Origin of the sequence: Sulfitobacter sp. EE-36 (assembly GCF_000152605.1) — a bacterium.
Lineage (GTDB): Bacteria > Pseudomonadota > Alphaproteobacteria > Rhodobacterales > Rhodobacteraceae > Sulfitobacter > Sulfitobacter pontiacus.
The window spans coordinates 1,158,035-1,173,203 of record NZ_CH959310.1 but is presented as its reverse complement, the minus strand read 5'-3'; the positions used below and the strand labels follow the sequence as shown (position 1 = coordinate 1,173,203).

Here is a 15,169-nt window from a genome sequence, read left to right as displayed (position 1 = left end):
GTGCACCTGCGGGCCTTTTCGTGTCACGCGGTTGAAACGCTTACTTCTTGGCAAGCTCATCGCGAATTTGCAGCAGCACATCCAACTGGCTGGGGCCAGTCGCCACTTCGGGCGCGACATCATCGGGGCGTTCAGCCAGCGACTTCAGCCGGTTGACGGATTTGACCAGCATAAACACCACAAAAGCGATGATCAGGAAGTTGATGCAGGCCGTGATGAACGCGCCATAGGCAAAGATCGCCGCGCCGGTTTCGCGCGCCGCGTCCAGACCGGTACCCGCAGGCACATCGCCAGACAGCACCACATACATGCTGGTGAAATCAACGCCGCCAAGGACCAGACCGATCACAGGGTTGATCAGATCGCTGACCAGCGAGGTCACAATAGCCGTAAACGCCGCGCCGATAATGATACCGACTGCCAGGTCCATAACATTGCCCTTGGCAATGAAATCCTTGAATTCTTGAATCATGTCTGTCCCTCGTATGATTGAAAGCCGTGTCTGCTACGTCGCACGACATACTGCGCATGCGTTAGCACAAGTTTTCCAAATAACGATGGATTTTTGTCGGATAAGCACGGTTTTCCCCCTTACAGAGGCGAAAACCGCGCAATCCGGTGCAAAGCGTGCTTACGCTGGCAGGGTGCCCGTCAGCACATAGCGCAGGATTTGCACGACCTGCGCGGGCTCTTCGGCGACAGCCAAAGCTGCGGCGTCGACCTCTTTCAGCGCGTGCGCGTGGTCGGCCCCATGCAGAATCACCAGAGATTTCCCCAGAGCCGCCGCATAGCCTGCATCAAAAGCCGCGTTCCACTGTTTGTACTGATCGCCAAAACGCACGACGACGACATCCGCCTCTTCGATGCCCTTGCGCGTGCGGATCGCGTTCAGTTGCGCGCCCTTGCGGTCGTGCCAGAACTTGTTTTCCTCGGCCCCCAGAATCGCCGCACCGCAGTCGTCGCTGGCCGCGTGGTCGGTGACAGGGCCGGTGAACACAACATCCAACCCTGCCGCGCCATCGATGATCTGATCGCGCCAGTCGGTGTGGATTTCACCCGAGAGATATACATGCAGTGTCATACCGCCTCCGTTCGCTTTAGCCGCGCAGCACGCCGCCGCTGGCTTTGGTCACCTTGTCGATGACCTTGGCGCCAACCGCCTCGATATCCGCGTCTTTCAGTGTCTTGTCGCTTGGCTGCATCCGTACCGTGAGGGCGAGCGATTTTTTCCCCTCGCCCAAGGCACCGCCGATGAATTCATCAAAGACGCGAACATCGTCAATCAGGGCCTTGTCCGCCCCCATCGCCGCATTGACCAGCGTCAGCGCGTCAACATCGGCGTCCACTACAAAGGCAAAGTCACGTTCCACCGCTTGCAGCGCGCTGGTGTTCAGCGCGGGACGTGTGGCACCGGACTTGCGTGGCAAGGGCACCTCGGCTGGCCAGATGGTGAAGCCCATCGCGGGCCCTTTGACATCCAGTGCCGCCAGCACCCGCGGGTGAATTTCACCAAAGACGCCAAGCACTTTTTTCGGGCCAAGGCAGATCTGTCCGTGACGCCCGGGGTGGAACCAGTCAGCGCCATTGCGGTTGATCTGCACCTTGGCGGGGGCACCGATGGCAGACAAGACCGCCTCGATATCCGCCTTGACGTCGAACACATCGACCGGACGCGATGCGCCGTGCACATCTTTGGGGCCGGTGCTGCCGGTCAGCAGGCCGCTGATCTGCAGATGCTGATCGCCGGGCTCGCCGCCGGTGAAGACGGGGCCGACCTCGAACAGCGCCATGTCAGGGAAGCCCCGCGCCTGATTGCGGGCCGCGGCCTGCAGCAAGGCGGGCAACAGCGACGGGCGCATATGGCTCATGTCATTGCTGATCGGGTTTTCCAGACGGGTGTCATCGGTGCCGCCACCAAACAGCGCGGCAGACGCCTGATCGATAAAGCTGTAGGACACACATTCGTTGTAGCCCAAGGCCGCGCAGGCGCGGCGCGCGATGGCCTCGCGGCGCTGCATCGGCGACAGGACGGGCTTGGGCACGCCGGTCGTCAGGCGCGGCAAGGGGCGCCCTTCAAGCTTGGTGAGAGACGCAATCCGCGCGACTTCCTCGACCAGATCGGCTTCGCCCTGCACATCGGGGCGCCAGCTTGGGACATGCGCCATGTCGCCTTCCAGACGGAAGCCAAGCGCCGTCAGCGTCTTGCGCTGCTCGCTTTCCGAGATGGTCATCCCCACCAGCGACTGCACGCGCGCCGCGTCCAGCTTGTAGGCGCGAGAATAGTCCGGCACCTTGCCCGCGACGACAACTTCGGACGCCTCACCGCCTGCGATGTCCAGGATCATCTGCGTCGCATGTTCGATGGCATAGGGCGTCCATTCGGGGTCAATCCCCCGTTCAAAACGATAGCGCGCGTCCGAGTTGATCTTGAGCGCTCGGCCCGTGTAGGCGGTGCGCACCGGATCGAAATAGGCCGCTTCGACAAAGACATTCACCGTGTCCATGAAACAGCCGCTTTCCGCGCCGCCCATCACACCCGCGATGCTTTCAACCTTTTCGGCGTCCGAAATCAGGGTCATGCCTTCGCTGAAGGTGTATTCCTTGTCGTCCAGCCCCATCAGGGTCTCGCCGCCCTTGGCGCGGTGGATGCGCAGGCTGTTGCCCGCGACCTTATCCGCGTCGAACACGTGCAAAGGACGGTTGCGGTCATAGGTGAAGAAGTTCGTTACATCGACGAGGAACGAGATCGGGCGCAGGCCAATAGCGCGCAGCTTGTCCTGCAACCACGCCGGCGACGGGCCGTTTTTGACGCCGCGGATCACACGACCGTAGAAAACCGGACATTGGTCCAGCGTGTCTTCGTCGATCGAAACAGAGATCGGGCACGGGAACTGCCCCTCGACCGCTGGCACATCGCGCTGTTTCAGCGTGCCCAGACCACGAGCCGCCAGATCACGCGCGATCCCGCGCACACCCAAGGCATCCGGGCGGTTGGGGGTGATCGCGATCTCGATCACGGGGTCGACCTTGGCGGGGTCGTTTTCCGCCAGCCAGTCGATAAAACGGTCGCCGACATTGCCCGAGGGCAGCTCGATGATACCGTCATGTTCCTCGGATAGTTCAAGCTCGCGCTCTGACGCCATCATGCCAAAGCTTTCGACGCCACGAATTTTGCCGACGCCGATGGTGGTATCAATGCCCGGCACATAAACGCCCGGTTTCGCCACAACCACGGTGATGCCCTGACGCGCGTTCGGCGCACCGCAGATGATCTGCTGCACGCCTTCGTCGGTATCCACCTGACAGATCTGCAAACGATCCGCGTCGGGGTGCTTTTCTGCCGATTGCACATAGCCCAGCGTAAAATCCGCCAGCTTCGCGCCACGGTCTTCGACGCCTTCGACCTCGAGCCCCAGATCGGTCAGCGCATAGGTGATTTCATCGATCGACGCGGTGGTGTCGAGATGTTCCTTCAGCCAGGACAGTGTGAATTTCATGGCGGTGATCCTCATGCAATGCTTGCGCTAGGGCGTAGCGTTTAATCGGCGCGGTTTCAATGCGGTGCGGCTGCGTTTTGCGCCTAGCCCGGTGTTTTGGGCATCAACCCGTCCAGCTGGTAGCCAAGCCATCCGGTCGGGATGAAATGTCCGCCGGTATGGATGTCCAGCGTCACGCTGCGGTCGCCGGCGCAATTGTCCCAGGTGAAATGCGCGAACTCTACCCCCGGGGCGAGGGTCAGCGCGCCATCCAGCCGGCCCTTGCCGCAGCGGAACGCCTTGCGCCAGAGTGCTACGACATTGGTGGTGTCATGTTCGGGCCCGCGCGGCAGGCTCATCCACAGGTCGTTGAGCCCATGCACATGGCGGACCTGACGCGGCGGGTTGGCGCAGGTGCTGGACTGTTTGATCGTGCCCGACATGGTCATCAGCCCCGCGATCCGGTCGCCGCGCGCGCAGGCATAGCGCCACGCCATCGCCGCCCCGAAACTGAACCCCGAAATATAGATCTGGCTTTGATCCACCGGATAGCGTTTCGCCACATCCGCCAGCACCGCGTCGGCAAAGGCGATATCCGCAGGGTCATCCTGCCAGAACCGCCACGCCCGATGCTGCGCCGACGGGGCTACTAGCATCACGCCACGGGGCTTTGTCTCGGACCCGATACGCGGATGATGGATCACCGTGCGCCCGCGCCGCAGAAAAGCGTGGAAATGCATCATGACAGGCAGGGGCGTCACGCCGTCCCAGTCGTCGGGCATCAGGATATTGTAGCTGCGGTCACCGAGCTTGCAGACGGTATCCCCGCCGCAGGGCGGGAGGGTTTGGGCGGTGGCAACCATCGGCGCGGCAGACAGCGCGCAGGCCAGCATCGCGGCCTGTACAAGCGCTTTTGGCCGCGCGGTCATGGCGTAGAAAAAGGCGGAGAGGCTCACGGGTTTCTCTAATCCTCAAGCCGATGCGCGAGATCGTCCACATCGCCCATGCGATAAAGCTTGATCTCGCGGATCAGACGCAGGGTTGGTTTGGCAGCAAACAGCAGCGACCCGATCAGGAACAGCCATGTGCCCGGCGTAAGCCAAGCGTCGCTAAAGAACATGACCGACCCGACAATAAAGCAAAAAGCGGCCATGAAATCGACAACCGTATGGGCCAACTCGAACCGTGCATAAAGCCTGCGGTGCGCCTCGGATTGGTCCCGACGTTCATTGCGAAATATTTTCATGGGACCCTGCCCTTGTTCACCGGACAAGCGACGCGGTGCCCAGCGACGGACACCGCGACGATCGATTAGCGGCTCAAACCACCATGCAGCGTCGGCTGATCCAAACTCGCAAACCCGTAGTGGCGCAGCCAGCGCAGGTCAGAATCAAAGAATGCCCGCAAATCAGGAATGCCGTATTTCAGCATCGCGATACGGTCGATGCCCATGCCAAAGGCAAAGCCCTGCCATTCGTTCGGGTCGATCCCGCCCGCTTGCAGCACCTTCGGATGGACCATGCCAGAGCCCAGCACCTCCATCCAGCCGTCGCCTTCGCCGATGCGCAGCTGCCCGTCGACCCAGGAACACTGGATGTCGACCTCTGCCGACGGCTCGGTGAAGGGGAAATGCGAGGCGCGGAAGCGGGTCTTGATGCCCTCGACCTCGAAAAACGCGCTAAAGAATTCCTCCAGCGTCCATTTCAGGTTCGCCATAGAGATGTCTTTGTCGATCGCCAGACCTTCGACCTGATGGAACATCGGCGTGTGGGTCTGGTCATAGTCGGCACGGTAGACGCCGCCGGGGCAGATGATGCGCAGGGGCGCGCCTTCGGCCTCCATCGTGCGGATCTGCACGGGGCTGGTGTGGGTGCGCAGCACGTGGGGCGGACGGTCGTCGCCCTCGGCACGGGCCATATAGAACGTGTCCATCTCGGCGCGTGCGGGGTGGTGGCCGGGGATGTTCAGCGCGTCGAAGTTATACCAATCGGTGTCGATGCGCGGCCCTTCGGCGACTGAAAACCCTAGCTCGGCGAAGATCGCGGTCACTTCCTCGGTCACCTGGCTGACAGGGTGGATCGTGCCCTGACGCGTCGCGCGCGTGGGCAGTGTCACGTCCAGCCATTCGCTGCGCAGACGTTCATCAAGGGCCGCATCCCCAAGTGCTGCTTTCTTCGCGGCAATGGCGGAGTTGATCTCGTCCTTGAGCGCGTTCAGCGCGGGGCCGACTGTCTGGCGTTCTTCGGGCGTCATACGGCCCAGCTCGCGCATCTTCAGGGCGACTTCACCCTTTTTACCCACGGCGGCCAGACGGATGTCCTCCAACGCGGCTTCGTCGGCGGCACCAGCGATCTGGCCCAGATATTTCGCTTTCAGGTCGTCCATATCGGCCTCATGTCTTTTGCTCGGGCTGGTGCTAGCAGAATTGGCCCCGAATACAAGCGGCAGGGCCATTTGAAGCGGGTCTTGTGATGCTGAAACCGCGGGCACATAGTGGCGCAAACCATCAAGGGGGTGCCGCGCGTGGCAGAGATTTTACAACCCGACAGCAACCCGTCCCTGCCCCGACCTGTCACACGGCCCTGGCTGGCGCTGCTTGGCCTGACGCTGGGGGTGACGGTCACAAACGGGTTCGCGCGCTTTGCCTACGGGCTGATCCTGCCCGCGATGAAGACCGAGCTGGACTGGACCTATGCGCAGGCGGGCTGGCTGAACACGGCGAATGCCATCGGCTATATCATCGGCGCGGTGCTGACGCTGCTGCTGATCGGGCGCATCGCGCCTGCGCGGTTGTTCGGGTTCGGCATGGTGACCACGACGCTGACGCTGCTGGCGACGGGGTACGAGGCGACGATGGGCTGGCAGTCCTTCTGGCGGATCGCGGCGGGGGTGTTCGGGGCGATGTCCTTTTCCACCGCAGGCGTTCTGACCGCGCGGCTGTTTCCGGGCGACGCGCGCCGCAATGCGCTGGCGATCGCGATCCTGTTCGGCGCAGGGGGCGGTATCGGAATCATGCTGGCAGGCGCATCCCTGCCCCTGATGATAGAGCTCTGGGGCACCGGATCATGGCGCTATGGCTGGTATATCATCGGCGTGATCAGCGTGGCCTGCCTGCCCCTGTCCCTATGGGCCGCGGCGCGTCTATCGGTGCCTGCACAGCGCAACACGGCGGCCGGCGGCATCAAGCTGCACCTAATCTGGAGAGAGCTTGCAGGCTACGTCGGTTTTGCCATGGGATACATCGTTTATCTGACGTTCCTGTCTGCGTGGATGACGGATCAACAGGCACCGGCGCTGCTGATCTCGGCGGTGTGGATCATCATGGGGGTGGCGCTGATCGCCTCGCCCTTCGTCTGGCGCGGGGTACTGGCACGGCATGCTTCGGGCAAGCCCTTGGCGATGATCCTGACCGGCATCGCAATCGGATCGGCGCTGCCGCTCGTCTTGCCTGCGGGTGGGGCCGTGGTGATTTCAGCCGTGGTTTTCGGGCTATGCGTCTTCATGGCTCCCGGCGCGATCACCAGCTTTATCCGCCAGAACCTGCCTGCCGAAAGCTGGGCCGCCGCGATGAGCCTGTTCACCGTGGTCTTTGCCATCGCGCAGACCGCAGGCCCCTTCGCCGCCGGTGCCTTGGGCGACCTGACGGGCAATATCGGATCCAGCCTGCTGGCTGCCGCTGCGATCCTGCTGACAGGGGCCGCTGTGGTGGTGTTTCAAAAACCGCTGCCGCAACAAGACCCCAGCTGAGCACCGCACAAACGAAAAACGCCGCCCCGATGTCAGGGCGGCGTTCTAAAACTTGGGGTCGGCAAAGGGCGCTTACGCGGCCAGTGCGTCTTGTGCTTGCTTCACGATGGCACCGAATGCTTCGGGCTCGTTGATGGCCAGGTCGGACAGAACCTTCCGGTCCACTTCGATACCAGCCAGGGACAGACCATTGATGAAGCGGCTGTATGTCAGTGCTTCGTCGTGGCTGCGCACAGCGGCGTTGATCCGCTGGATCCACAATGCGCGGAAGTTCCGCTTGCGGTTCTTACGGTCGCGCGTGGCGTATTGGTTGGCTTTGTCGACCGCCTGACGGGCGACCTTAAAGGTGTTCTTGCGGCGGCCATAGTAACCTTTGGCTGCTTTGATTACCTTTTTGTGACGGGCGTGGGTAACGACACCACCTTTTGTACGGGACATATCGGCTCTCCTATCTTAGCGGTCGTAGGGCATGAAGCCCTTGATGATCTTGGCGTCGGGGGCAGACAAAGCTGTTGTCCCACGCGCGTCACGGATGAATTTTTTCGTCCGTTTGATCATACCATGCTGTTTGCCAGCCTGACCGCCGATGACCTTGCCGGTCGCCGAGATCTTAAAGCGCTTCTTGGCGCTCGATTTCGTCTTCATCTTGGGCATTTCCGTCTCCTTAACTTGAGTTCGGTAAGTGCGCGACTCGGCATGCCACGAAGGCCGGACGCGCGGAACGAAGCTGGCGTATAGGAGGGACAGGGGCCCAAAGCAAGGGCAAAAGCGCGAAACGCCTGCGCTTACCAGAACTTGTAGCGCGCAATCACATGCAAAACGGCGTCTGGCACGTCTTCCAACGCGTAGCCGCCCGGATGGGTGTTGATGGCATAGACGATCATCCCGCCCGCGATCAGCACCGTCAACGCCGACGCGCGCGGCGCACGGCCATCAGAGAAGGCCGACACGACAGAGGGGATAGAAAGCACAGCAAGGGCAAGACCAATCACCAAAATCAGATCAGTATCCATTATTCCTGCCCTTGCTCGATATATTCTTGTTACCTGACCAGAGGTTATTCCGGATCGGTATTAAAAATCAATCGTTCGTCGCAGGGTGCGACGCGCAGGATATTTGTGCTGCCCTCGACGTTGAAAGGCACGCCTGCGGTGACAACGATCATATCTTCCGGCCCGGCATAGCCTTCGTCACGGGCAACGCGTGCGGCGCTGACCACGGCCATCTTGAAGCGTTCCAGCGTACCGGTCTGAACGCAATTGACGCCCCAAGTGAGCGCCAGACGGCGCGCGGTCTTGACGAGGGGTGACAACGCGATGATCGGCACCCGCGGGCGTTCACGTGCGGTCAACAGCGCCGTGGTCCCGCTTTGGGTGAAGCAACAGATTGCCTTGATGTTCGCGGTTTCCGCAATCTCGCGTGCGGCGGCGACAATACCATCCGCCACGGTCATGCGATCCACCTTGCGCGACGATTCGATAATCTGGGTGTAGGTCGGATCCTGCTCTACCTCGGTGGCCACGTTATCCATCGTGCGCACCGCCTCGACCGGATAGGCACCGGCCGCGGATTCCGCCGACAACATCACCGCATCGGCCCCTTCATAAATGGCGGTCGCGACATCTGATACCTCGGCCCGGGTGGGGATCGGGCTTTCGATCATCGATTCCAGCATCTGCGTCGCCACGATCACCGGCTTTGCCGCCGCACGGCATTTGCGCACCAGTCGTTTCTGGATCGGCGGCACGTTCTGTACCGGCAGTTCAACCCCCAGATCACCGCGCGCGACCATGATACCGTCGCTTACCGCCAGGATGTCCTCGAACCGGTCCACCGCCGACGGCTTTTCGATCTTACTCAGCAATGCGGCACGGCCCTTGGCCAGGTCGCGCGCCTCGGTCACATCTTCGGGACGCTGCACAAAGCTCAGCGCCAGCCAGTCGACCCCCAGCTCGCACACGAATTCCAGATCGGCGCGGTCTTTTTCCGACAGGGCGGCCAGCGGCAGCACCACATCCGGCACGTTCACGCCTTTGCGGTTAGAGATCACGCCGCCGATCATCACTTCGCACTCCGCGAAATCAGGGCCGCATTCCTTGACCTTCAAACGGATCTTGCCGTCATTGACCAACAGCGATGCGCCCGGTTCAAGCGCCTGGAAAATCTCGGGGTGCGGCAGGCACACGCGGCGGGCATTGCCCTCTGCCTCGTCCAGATCCAGCCGGAAGGATGCGCCCTCGACCAGCAATTCGCTGTCCCCCGAAAAGACACCCACACGCAGCTTTGGCCCCTGAAGATCCGCGAGAATACCGATCGTGGATCCCGTTTCCTCTTCGATCTGGCGGATGATCTGGTGCTTGATCCGGATTTCGTCATGGCTGCCGTGGCTCATGTTCAACCGGAACACATCCGCGCCCGCGTGAAACAGTGCCGATATCGTCTCGTGCGTATCCGAGGCCGGACCCAAGGTGGCAACTACTTTGACATTCCGCGTGCGTTTCATACTGGTGACGTCCCTTTTCATCTGCGGGCTTTGGCAGCCCCTGCGCTCATTGCCACGGGTCTAACACGCGCGGCGGTCAGAGTGGATAGTAAATAAGTTAGCGTTAACATGTGTTAGCGTTAACACTTAGCGAAGATCGCCTGCCCCGTCTATGCCCACCACAGTATGACAGCACGATGACAGCGGGCAGCGGAAGGCAGCGCCACATTCACGGCCCGCCGCCTTGAACCCGCACCGGCCAACCCATAGCTTGGGCCCACCCCACACGCAGGAGAGCATAATGCCCACACAACAGGAAATCGAACTTCAGGCCGCTGCGTTTCGCCGGCTGCAACAGCACCTGATGCAAGACCGCACGGACGTGCAGAACATCGACATGATGAACCTGGCCGGATTTTGCCGCAACTGCCTGTCGCGCTGGTATCAAGAAGCCGCAAACGAACGCGGGATCGACATGGGCAAGGATGAAGCGCGCGAGCTGTTCTACGGCATGACCATGGACGCATGGAAAGCCAACTATCAAACCGACGCGCAGGACGCGCAGAAAGAGGCGTTCAAGGTCGCCTTCGAACAGAACGTCGGCGAAAAGGGCTGACCGCGCGCAGCCAGCCCCTTGGCAAGGCGGGTTAGACCGCCGCCTTGCGCATCTCGTCCAGATAGATCTCGCGCAGACGCGGCGCGACCTTGCCCGGTGTTCCATCGCCCAAGGCCACGCCGTCGATCTCGACCACGGGCATGACAAAGGCGCTGGCGGAGGTGGTAAACGCCTCATCCGCCTGCTGCGCTTCGTGGATAGTAAAGTTACGCTCTTCCACCACCATCTGCGCCTCTTTGGCAAAACGCAGAACCGCAGCGCGGGTGATGCCGTGCAAAATCTCGTTGCTCAGGGCGCGGGTGATGATCTTGTTGCCCATCACGATATAGGCGTTGTTGCTGGTGCCTTCGGTGACAAAGCCGTCCTCGACCATCCAGGCATCATCGCAGCCCGCTTTCTTGGCCATCATCTTGCCCATCGAAGGGTACAGCAGCTGCACCGTCTTGATGTCGCGACGGCCCCAGCGGATGTCTTCGATGCTGATGATCTTGGCACCTTTCTTGGCGGCGGGGCTGTCGGCCAGACCGGGCTTGGACTGGGTGAACAAGACAATCGTCGGCTCTGTCGTCTCGGGATCGGGGAAGGCAAAGTCGCGGTCCCCGTCCGATCCGCGGGTGATCTGCAAATAGATCAGCCCCTCGTCGATCTCGTTCACGCGCACCAGTTCGCGGTGGACCTCCAGCAGGTCCTCCTTCGAGATCGGGTTGCGCATCTGTAGCTCGTTCAACGACCGGCTGAGTCGGATCGCATGGCCGTCAAAGTCGATCAGCTTGCCGTCCAGCACGCTGGTGACCTCATAGACCCCGTCCGCCATCAGAAACCCGCGATCAAAGATCGAAACCTTGGCTTCGGTCTCGGGCAGGTATTCGCCGTTCACATATACAGTCCGCATGTCTTATCCCCAAAGCTTGGCCGCAGGCGGATGCACCCCGGCGGCGTCAAATGTCAAAGCGTTGTCGCGGTCTTCGGCCAGAAGCAGCGGGCCGTCAAGGTCCACGACCTTTGCCCCCTGCGCCACCAGCACCGCCGGCGCCATCGCAAGCGACGACCCGACCATGCACCCCACCATGACCTCATAGCCCTGCGCGACAGCCGCATCGCGCAGCGCCAGCGCCTCTGTCAGACCACCGGTCTTGTCCAGCTTGATGTTGACCACATCGTATTTGCCCTTCAGCGCAGCAAGGCTCGCACGGTCATGACAGCTTTCATCGGCACAGACCGGCACGGGCCGCTCCATCCCGACGAGCGCATCGTCATCCCCTGCGGGCAAAGGCTGTTCAACCAATGACACACCCAGCCGCACCAGATGCGGGGCAAGATCGGCATAAACCTCTGCCGACCAGCCCTCATTCGCGTCGATGATGATCTGCGCATCAGGCGCACCGGCGCGCACGGCCTCAAGGCGGGGCATATCATCCGGCGTGCCCAGCTTGATCTTCAACAGCGGGCGGTGCGCATGCAAGGCAGCCTGTTCGCGCATCTTTTCGGGGCTATCCAACGACAGGGTAAAGGCCGTGATCTCGGGCCCCGGTCGCGCCAGCCCCGCCAGTTCCCACACAGGTTTGCCCGCCTGCTTGGCTTGCAGATCCCATAGGGCACAATCCACTGCATTGCGCGCGGCACCAGCCGGCAGCAGGTCATACAGCGCATCACGCGTCAGCGGCCCGCGCAGCGCTTCGATCTCTGCCGTCACCGACTCCAGCGTCTCGCCGTACCGGGCATAGGGCACACATTCGCCCCACCCCGTCACGCCGCCATCGGTGATCCGCACCGTGAGCACCTGCGCCTCGGTCCGCGATCCACGCGAAATGGTAAAGACCTGCGCCAGCCGAAAGACATCCCGGCTTACCTCAATACGCATATCCGCTCCTTCATTTTGCCACTTAAACTCTCCCCGAAGGGCCGATCAGAGGGCTGCCAAAGCCTCCGCCAATCTCGCGGCACCTTGGCGGAACGGGTCCACGGCTGGCAAGCCCAAGCGTTGTTCGACCTCGGCCAGATAGGCGTCTGCCTCTGCCTCCGACAGATGCTGGGTATTGATCGAGATACCGACCACCTGACAGCCTGCGTTGGCAACCTTTGCCAGCGTCAGTGCAACATCGCGCACGTCTTCCAACTTGGGCAGCGTGTAGTCGGGCAGTCCGCGCATGGTCTTGCGGGTCGGCTCGTGGCACAGGATCAACGCATCGGGTTGGCCGCCGTGGATCAGCGCCATGGTGACACCAGAATAGGACACGTGGAACAGGCTCCCTTGCCCTTCGATGATATCCCAGTGATCATCGTCATTGTCGGGGGTCAGATACTCGATCGAGCCGGCCATGAAATCCGCGATCACGGCATCCAAAGGAACACCTTCGCCGGTGATCAGGATACCGGTCTGGCCCGTCGCGCGGAAGCTGCTTTTCAGCCCCTTCTCTTTCATCGCCGCGTCCAGCGCCAGCGCGGTATACATCTTGCCGACCGAACAATCGGTGCCGACCGCCAGCACGCGCTTGCCGCTGCGTTTGACGCCATTCGCAATCGGGTACTGCACCGACGGGATACGCACATCATGCAAGCTGCGCCCGTGTTTCTCGGCGGCGGCCACGAGCTCTGGCTCGTTGCGCAGCAGGTTATGCAAGCCGGATGCCAGATCGAAACCGGCCTCCAGCGCGTCGACCAGCACGGCGCGCCATGTGGCGCTGATGGTGCCCCCGCGGTTGGCGACGCCAATCACCAGGGTCTGCGCGCCTGCGTCTTTCGCTTGCGCCAGCGTCATATCGGTCAGCCCCAGATCCGCCTTGCACCCGTCCAGCCGCAGCTGACCGACGGCATTTTCAGGACGCCAGTCCTTGATGCCCTGCGCCACTTTAACCGCAAGGTGATCCGGCGCGTCGCCCAGAAAAAGAAGATAAGGTGTTTTGATCATGATCACATGCTCCTGCAATTTGGCTTTGGCTCAGTTTCGCAGCCTTTCGGCGCGATAAGGTTGCAAATGAGTGGTAGGCGCAAGAGATGGCGCGGGAATTTTGCGGATATTCGACCATCCAAGCAAGAACTGTGCACAGAAATTCAGCCGCTGATGCTGCAGGTGCGAGATCACCCTTGCAGGGCGCAGCGCAATTTAATACCACCCAAGGCAAGCAAGTCGTAACTTTATTACTCAAGGATTCCGCATATGAGCTTTCGCATCCAGCCTACAGCACCTGCACGTCCCAACCGCTGCCAATTGTTCGGCCCCGGTTCGCGCCCGGCAATCTTCGAAAAAATGGCGAGCTCTGACGCCGATGTGATCAACCTTGATCTGGAAGACAGTGTGGCCCCCACGGACAAGGACAGCGCCCGCGCCAATATCATCAAGGCGATCAGCGATGTAGACTGGGGCGACAAAACACTGTCCGTGCGGATCAACGGGCTGGATACACCTTACTGGTACCGCGATATCGTCGACCTGCTGGAGCAGGCGGGCGAGCGTCTGGACCAGATCATGATCCCCAAGGTCGGCTGTGCCGCTGACGTATATACTGTCGACGCGCTGGTCACGGCGATCGAAACCGCGAAGGGCCGCACCAAGAAAATCTCGTTCGAGGTGATTATCGAATCGGCCGCAGGCATCGCCCACGTCGAAGAGATCGCCGCCGCCAGCCCGCGCCTGCAAGCGATGAGCCTTGGTGCCGCCGACTTTGCCGCCTCGATGGGGATGCAGACGACCGGCATCGGTGGCACGCAAGAAAACTATTACATGCTGCGCGACGGGGCAAAGCATTGGTCCGATCCGTGGCATTGGGCGCAGACCGCCATTGTCGCCGCCTGCCGGACCCACGGCGTGCTGCCGGTCGATGGTCCGTTCGGTGATTTCTCGGACGATGAAGGCTACCGCGCGCAGGCGCGCCGGTCGGCGACCCTGGGCATGGTCGGCAAATGGGCCATCCACCCCAAGCAGATCGCCGTCGCGAACGAGGTGTTCACCCCCTCCGACGAGGCCGTCGCCGAAGCCCGCGAGATTCTGGCCGCGATGGAAACAGCCAAGGCCAACGGCGAAGGCGCGACCGTCTACAAGGGCCGTTTGGTCGATATCGCCAGCATCAAACAGGCCGAAGTCATCGTGCGCCAGTCCGAGATGATCGCCTCGCGCTAACCCCGCGATACTGAACAGCGGCGCGAGGCGACCCACGCGCCGCGACATCTCCCCCGCTGCAAAGCGGGCTTGGCATGCCCCGCGGCTTGGGGCATCAAGGCAGCATGACCATCGATGTCCTCTCTGCGCTCGCGCTTTTCGCGCTGATCACCTCTATCACGCCGGGGCCGAACAACCTGATGCTGATGGCATCGGGCGCGAACTTCGGCTTTGCGCGCACGGTCCCGCATATGATGGGCATCACCCTTGGTTTTATGGTCATGTTGCTGCTGGTGGGCTTTGGCCTGATCCGCGTGTTTGACGCCTTTCCCGTCATCTATACGGTGCTCAAGGTCCTGAGCCTGATCTATCTGATCTACCTCGCCTATAAGATCGCCACCGCCGCCCCGGTGCAAAGCGCAGACCCCAACGCCAAACCGCTGAGCTTTCTGCAAGCGGCGGGGTTTCAATGGGTCAACCCCAAGGCCTGGGCCTTCGGGCTCAGCATCATCACGATCTACGTGCCCTCTGCCGGCATATTGCCGCTGGTGATCACGGCGCTTGTCGTGGCGGTGATGGCGCTGCCGTCGGTCACCCTCTGGACCCTTCTTGGCGGGCAGATGGCCCGTTTTCTAACCAATCCCCGGCGTTTGCGGGTGTTTAACGTGACCATGGCCGCGCTGCTCGTGGCGTCGCTGCTGCCTGCCCTTTGGCCGGCCAGCTGACAGGTTCCGTTGCAAAGACCGCAAATC

General features: G+C 61.6%; 17 protein-coding genes. 4 read left to right on the top strand and 13 right to left on the bottom strand.

All coding sequences use genetic code 11. From position 1 onward, the window contains the following. Positions 1-40 precede the first annotated feature (40 nt). The 6 genes from mscL to pheS all read right to left on the bottom strand — a co-directional run bounded on the left by mscL (position 41) and on the right by pheS (position 5,861). Positions 41-472 carry a large conductance mechanosensitive channel protein MscL gene (gene mscL, locus EE36_RS08245; protein WP_005851224.1) on the bottom strand — a complete coding sequence of 144 codons (432 nt, stop codon included), beginning with the start codon at positions 470-472 and terminating at the stop codon, positions 41-43. 159 nt (positions 473-631) lie between these two features. Next, entirely contained in the window at positions 632-1,081 is a 450-nt protein-coding gene (locus tag EE36_RS08240; RefSeq protein ID WP_005851222.1) for a YtoQ family protein, read from the bottom strand. Between the two features lie 16 nt (positions 1,082-1,097). Beyond that, a complete protein-coding gene (pheT, locus tag EE36_RS08235; RefSeq protein WP_005851220.1) occupies positions 1,098-3,497 on the bottom strand; it encodes a phenylalanine--tRNA ligase subunit beta in 2,400 nt (799 codons plus the stop codon). An 83-nt stretch (positions 3,498-3,580) separates the two neighbouring features. Then, positions 3,581-4,432: a PHB depolymerase family esterase gene (locus EE36_RS08230; protein WP_152540646.1), complete on the bottom strand. Its 852-nt coding sequence runs from the start codon at positions 4,430-4,432 to the stop codon at positions 3,581-3,583. A gap of 8 nt (positions 4,433-4,440) precedes the next feature. Next, on the bottom strand, positions 4,441-4,722 hold the full coding sequence (locus EE36_RS08225) for a YrhK family protein (protein WP_005851216.1): 282 nt from the start codon (positions 4,720-4,722) through the stop codon (positions 4,441-4,443). Positions 4,723-4,787: 65 nt separating this feature from the next. Next, entirely contained in the window at positions 4,788-5,861 is a 1,074-nt protein-coding gene (gene pheS / locus EE36_RS08220; RefSeq protein ID WP_037954562.1) for a phenylalanine--tRNA ligase subunit alpha, read from the bottom strand. A gap of 138 nt (positions 5,862-5,999) precedes the next feature. On the opposite strand from pheS, the gene EE36_RS08215 reads away from it, so the two are divergent. Beyond that, entirely contained in the window at positions 6,000-7,223 is a 1,224-nt protein-coding gene (locus EE36_RS08215) for a YbfB/YjiJ family MFS transporter (protein ID WP_254655566.1), read from the top strand. Between the two features lie 72 nt (positions 7,224-7,295). Here the strand turns inward: EE36_RS08215 and rplT are convergent, their stop codons facing one another. The 4 genes from rplT to pyk form a co-directional block, all read right to left on the bottom strand. Next, positions 7,296-7,661, bottom strand: a complete 366-nt coding sequence (gene rplT, locus EE36_RS08210; protein WP_005851211.1) for a 50S ribosomal protein L20 — start codon at positions 7,659-7,661, stop codon at positions 7,296-7,298. A gap of 15 nt (positions 7,662-7,676) precedes the next feature. Continuing rightward, positions 7,677-7,877, bottom strand: coding sequence for a 50S ribosomal protein L35 (gene rpmI / locus EE36_RS08205; protein WP_005851209.1), 201 nt, complete (start codon positions 7,875-7,877; stop codon positions 7,677-7,679). Positions 7,878-8,008: 131 nt separating this feature from the next. Continuing rightward, positions 8,009-8,236, bottom strand: a complete 228-nt coding sequence (locus EE36_RS08200; RefSeq protein ID WP_005851207.1) for a hypothetical protein — start codon at positions 8,234-8,236, stop codon at positions 8,009-8,011. Between the two features lie 44 nt (positions 8,237-8,280). Then, the gene (gene pyk / locus EE36_RS08195) at positions 8,281-9,726 is read right to left on the bottom strand and encodes a pyruvate kinase (RefSeq protein WP_005851205.1); all 1,446 of its coding nucleotides are present in this window, start codon (positions 9,724-9,726) and stop codon (positions 8,281-8,283) included. Positions 9,727-10,006: 280 nt separating this feature from the next. Between pyk and EE36_RS08190 the strand changes: the two genes are divergently transcribed. Continuing rightward, a complete protein-coding gene (locus tag EE36_RS08190) occupies positions 10,007-10,321 on the top strand; it encodes a DUF1244 domain-containing protein (protein WP_005851203.1) in 315 nt (104 codons plus the stop codon). Positions 10,322-10,352: 31 nt separating this feature from the next. Here the strand turns inward: EE36_RS08190 and EE36_RS08185 are convergent, their stop codons facing one another. Genes EE36_RS08185 through dgcN form a run of 3 tightly spaced genes read right to left on the bottom strand, consistent with a single transcriptional unit; the run spans position 10,353 to position 13,229 of the window. Continuing rightward, the gene (locus tag EE36_RS08185; RefSeq protein ID WP_005851201.1) at positions 10,353-11,213 is read right to left on the bottom strand and encodes a D-amino-acid transaminase; all 861 of its coding nucleotides are present in this window, start codon (positions 11,211-11,213) and stop codon (positions 10,353-10,355) included. Between the two features lie 3 nt (positions 11,214-11,216). Beyond that, complete coding sequence (gene dgcA, locus EE36_RS08180) at positions 11,217-12,182, bottom strand: N-acetyl-D-Glu racemase DgcA (protein ID WP_005851199.1); 966 nt, start codon at positions 12,180-12,182, stop codon at positions 11,217-11,219. 45 nt (positions 12,183-12,227) lie between these two features. Further along, positions 12,228-13,229 (bottom strand): N-acetyltransferase DgcN, encoded by a 1,002-nt coding sequence (gene dgcN / locus EE36_RS08175; protein WP_039912203.1) that lies wholly within the window; start codon positions 13,227-13,229, stop codon positions 12,228-12,230. A gap of 249 nt (positions 13,230-13,478) precedes the next feature. Here dgcN and EE36_RS08170 point away from each other — a divergent pair, with 249 nt between their 5' ends. Together EE36_RS08170 and EE36_RS08165 are read left to right on the top strand one after the other, a co-directional pair. Then, a complete protein-coding gene (locus tag EE36_RS08170; RefSeq protein ID WP_005851195.1) occupies positions 13,479-14,438 on the top strand; it encodes an L-malyl-CoA/beta-methylmalyl-CoA lyase in 960 nt (319 codons plus the stop codon). A gap of 104 nt (positions 14,439-14,542) precedes the next feature. After that, positions 14,543-15,142: a LysE family translocator gene (locus tag EE36_RS08165; RefSeq protein WP_254655565.1), complete on the top strand. Its 600-nt coding sequence runs from the start codon at positions 14,543-14,545 to the stop codon at positions 15,140-15,142. The last annotated feature ends 27 nt before the right edge of the window (positions 15,143-15,169 follow it).

Excerpts from the sequence above, each read along its gene's own strand:
- mscL (WP_005851224.1), bottom strand. The coding sequence starts at position 472 with ATGATTCAAGAATTCAAGGATTTCATTGCCAAGGGCAATGTTATGGAC.
- EE36_RS08240 (WP_005851222.1), bottom strand. The coding sequence starts at position 1,081 with ATGACACTGCATGTATATCTCTCGGGTGAAATCCACACCGACTGGCGC.
- pheT (WP_005851220.1), bottom strand. The coding sequence starts at position 3,497 with ATGAAATTCACACTGTCCTGGCTGAAGGAACATCTCGACACCACCGCG.
- EE36_RS08225 (WP_005851216.1), bottom strand. The coding sequence starts at position 4,722 with ATGAAAATATTTCGCAATGAACGTCGGGACCAATCCGAGGCGCACCGC.
- pheS (WP_037954562.1), bottom strand. The coding sequence starts at position 5,861 with ATGGACGACCTGAAAGCGAAATATCTGGGCCAGATCGCTGGTGCCGCC.
- rplT (WP_005851211.1), bottom strand. The coding sequence starts at position 7,661 with ATGTCCCGTACAAAAGGTGGTGTCGTTACCCACGCCCGTCACAAAAAG.
- rpmI (WP_005851209.1), bottom strand. The coding sequence starts at position 7,877 with ATGCCCAAGATGAAGACGAAATCGAGCGCCAAGAAGCGCTTTAAGATC.
- EE36_RS08200 (WP_005851207.1), bottom strand. The coding sequence starts at position 8,236 with ATGGATACTGATCTGATTTTGGTGATTGGTCTTGCCCTTGCTGTGCTT.
- pyk (WP_005851205.1), bottom strand. The coding sequence starts at position 9,726 with ATGAAACGCACGCGGAATGTCAAAGTAGTTGCCACCTTGGGTCCGGCC.
- EE36_RS08190 (WP_005851203.1), top strand. The coding sequence starts at position 10,007 with ATGCCCACACAACAGGAAATCGAACTTCAGGCCGCTGCGTTTCGCCGG.
- EE36_RS08185 (WP_005851201.1), bottom strand. The coding sequence starts at position 11,213 with ATGCGGACTGTATATGTGAACGGCGAATACCTGCCCGAGACCGAAGCC.
- dgcA (WP_005851199.1), bottom strand. The coding sequence starts at position 12,182 with ATGCGTATTGAGGTAAGCCGGGATGTCTTTCGGCTGGCGCAGGTCTTT.
- dgcN (WP_039912203.1), bottom strand. The coding sequence starts at position 13,229 with ATGATCAAAACACCTTATCTTCTTTTTCTGGGCGACGCGCCGGATCAC.
- EE36_RS08170 (WP_005851195.1), top strand. The coding sequence starts at position 13,479 with ATGAGCTTTCGCATCCAGCCTACAGCACCTGCACGTCCCAACCGCTGC.
- EE36_RS08165 (WP_254655565.1), top strand. The coding sequence starts at position 14,543 with ATGACCATCGATGTCCTCTCTGCGCTCGCGCTTTTCGCGCTGATCACC.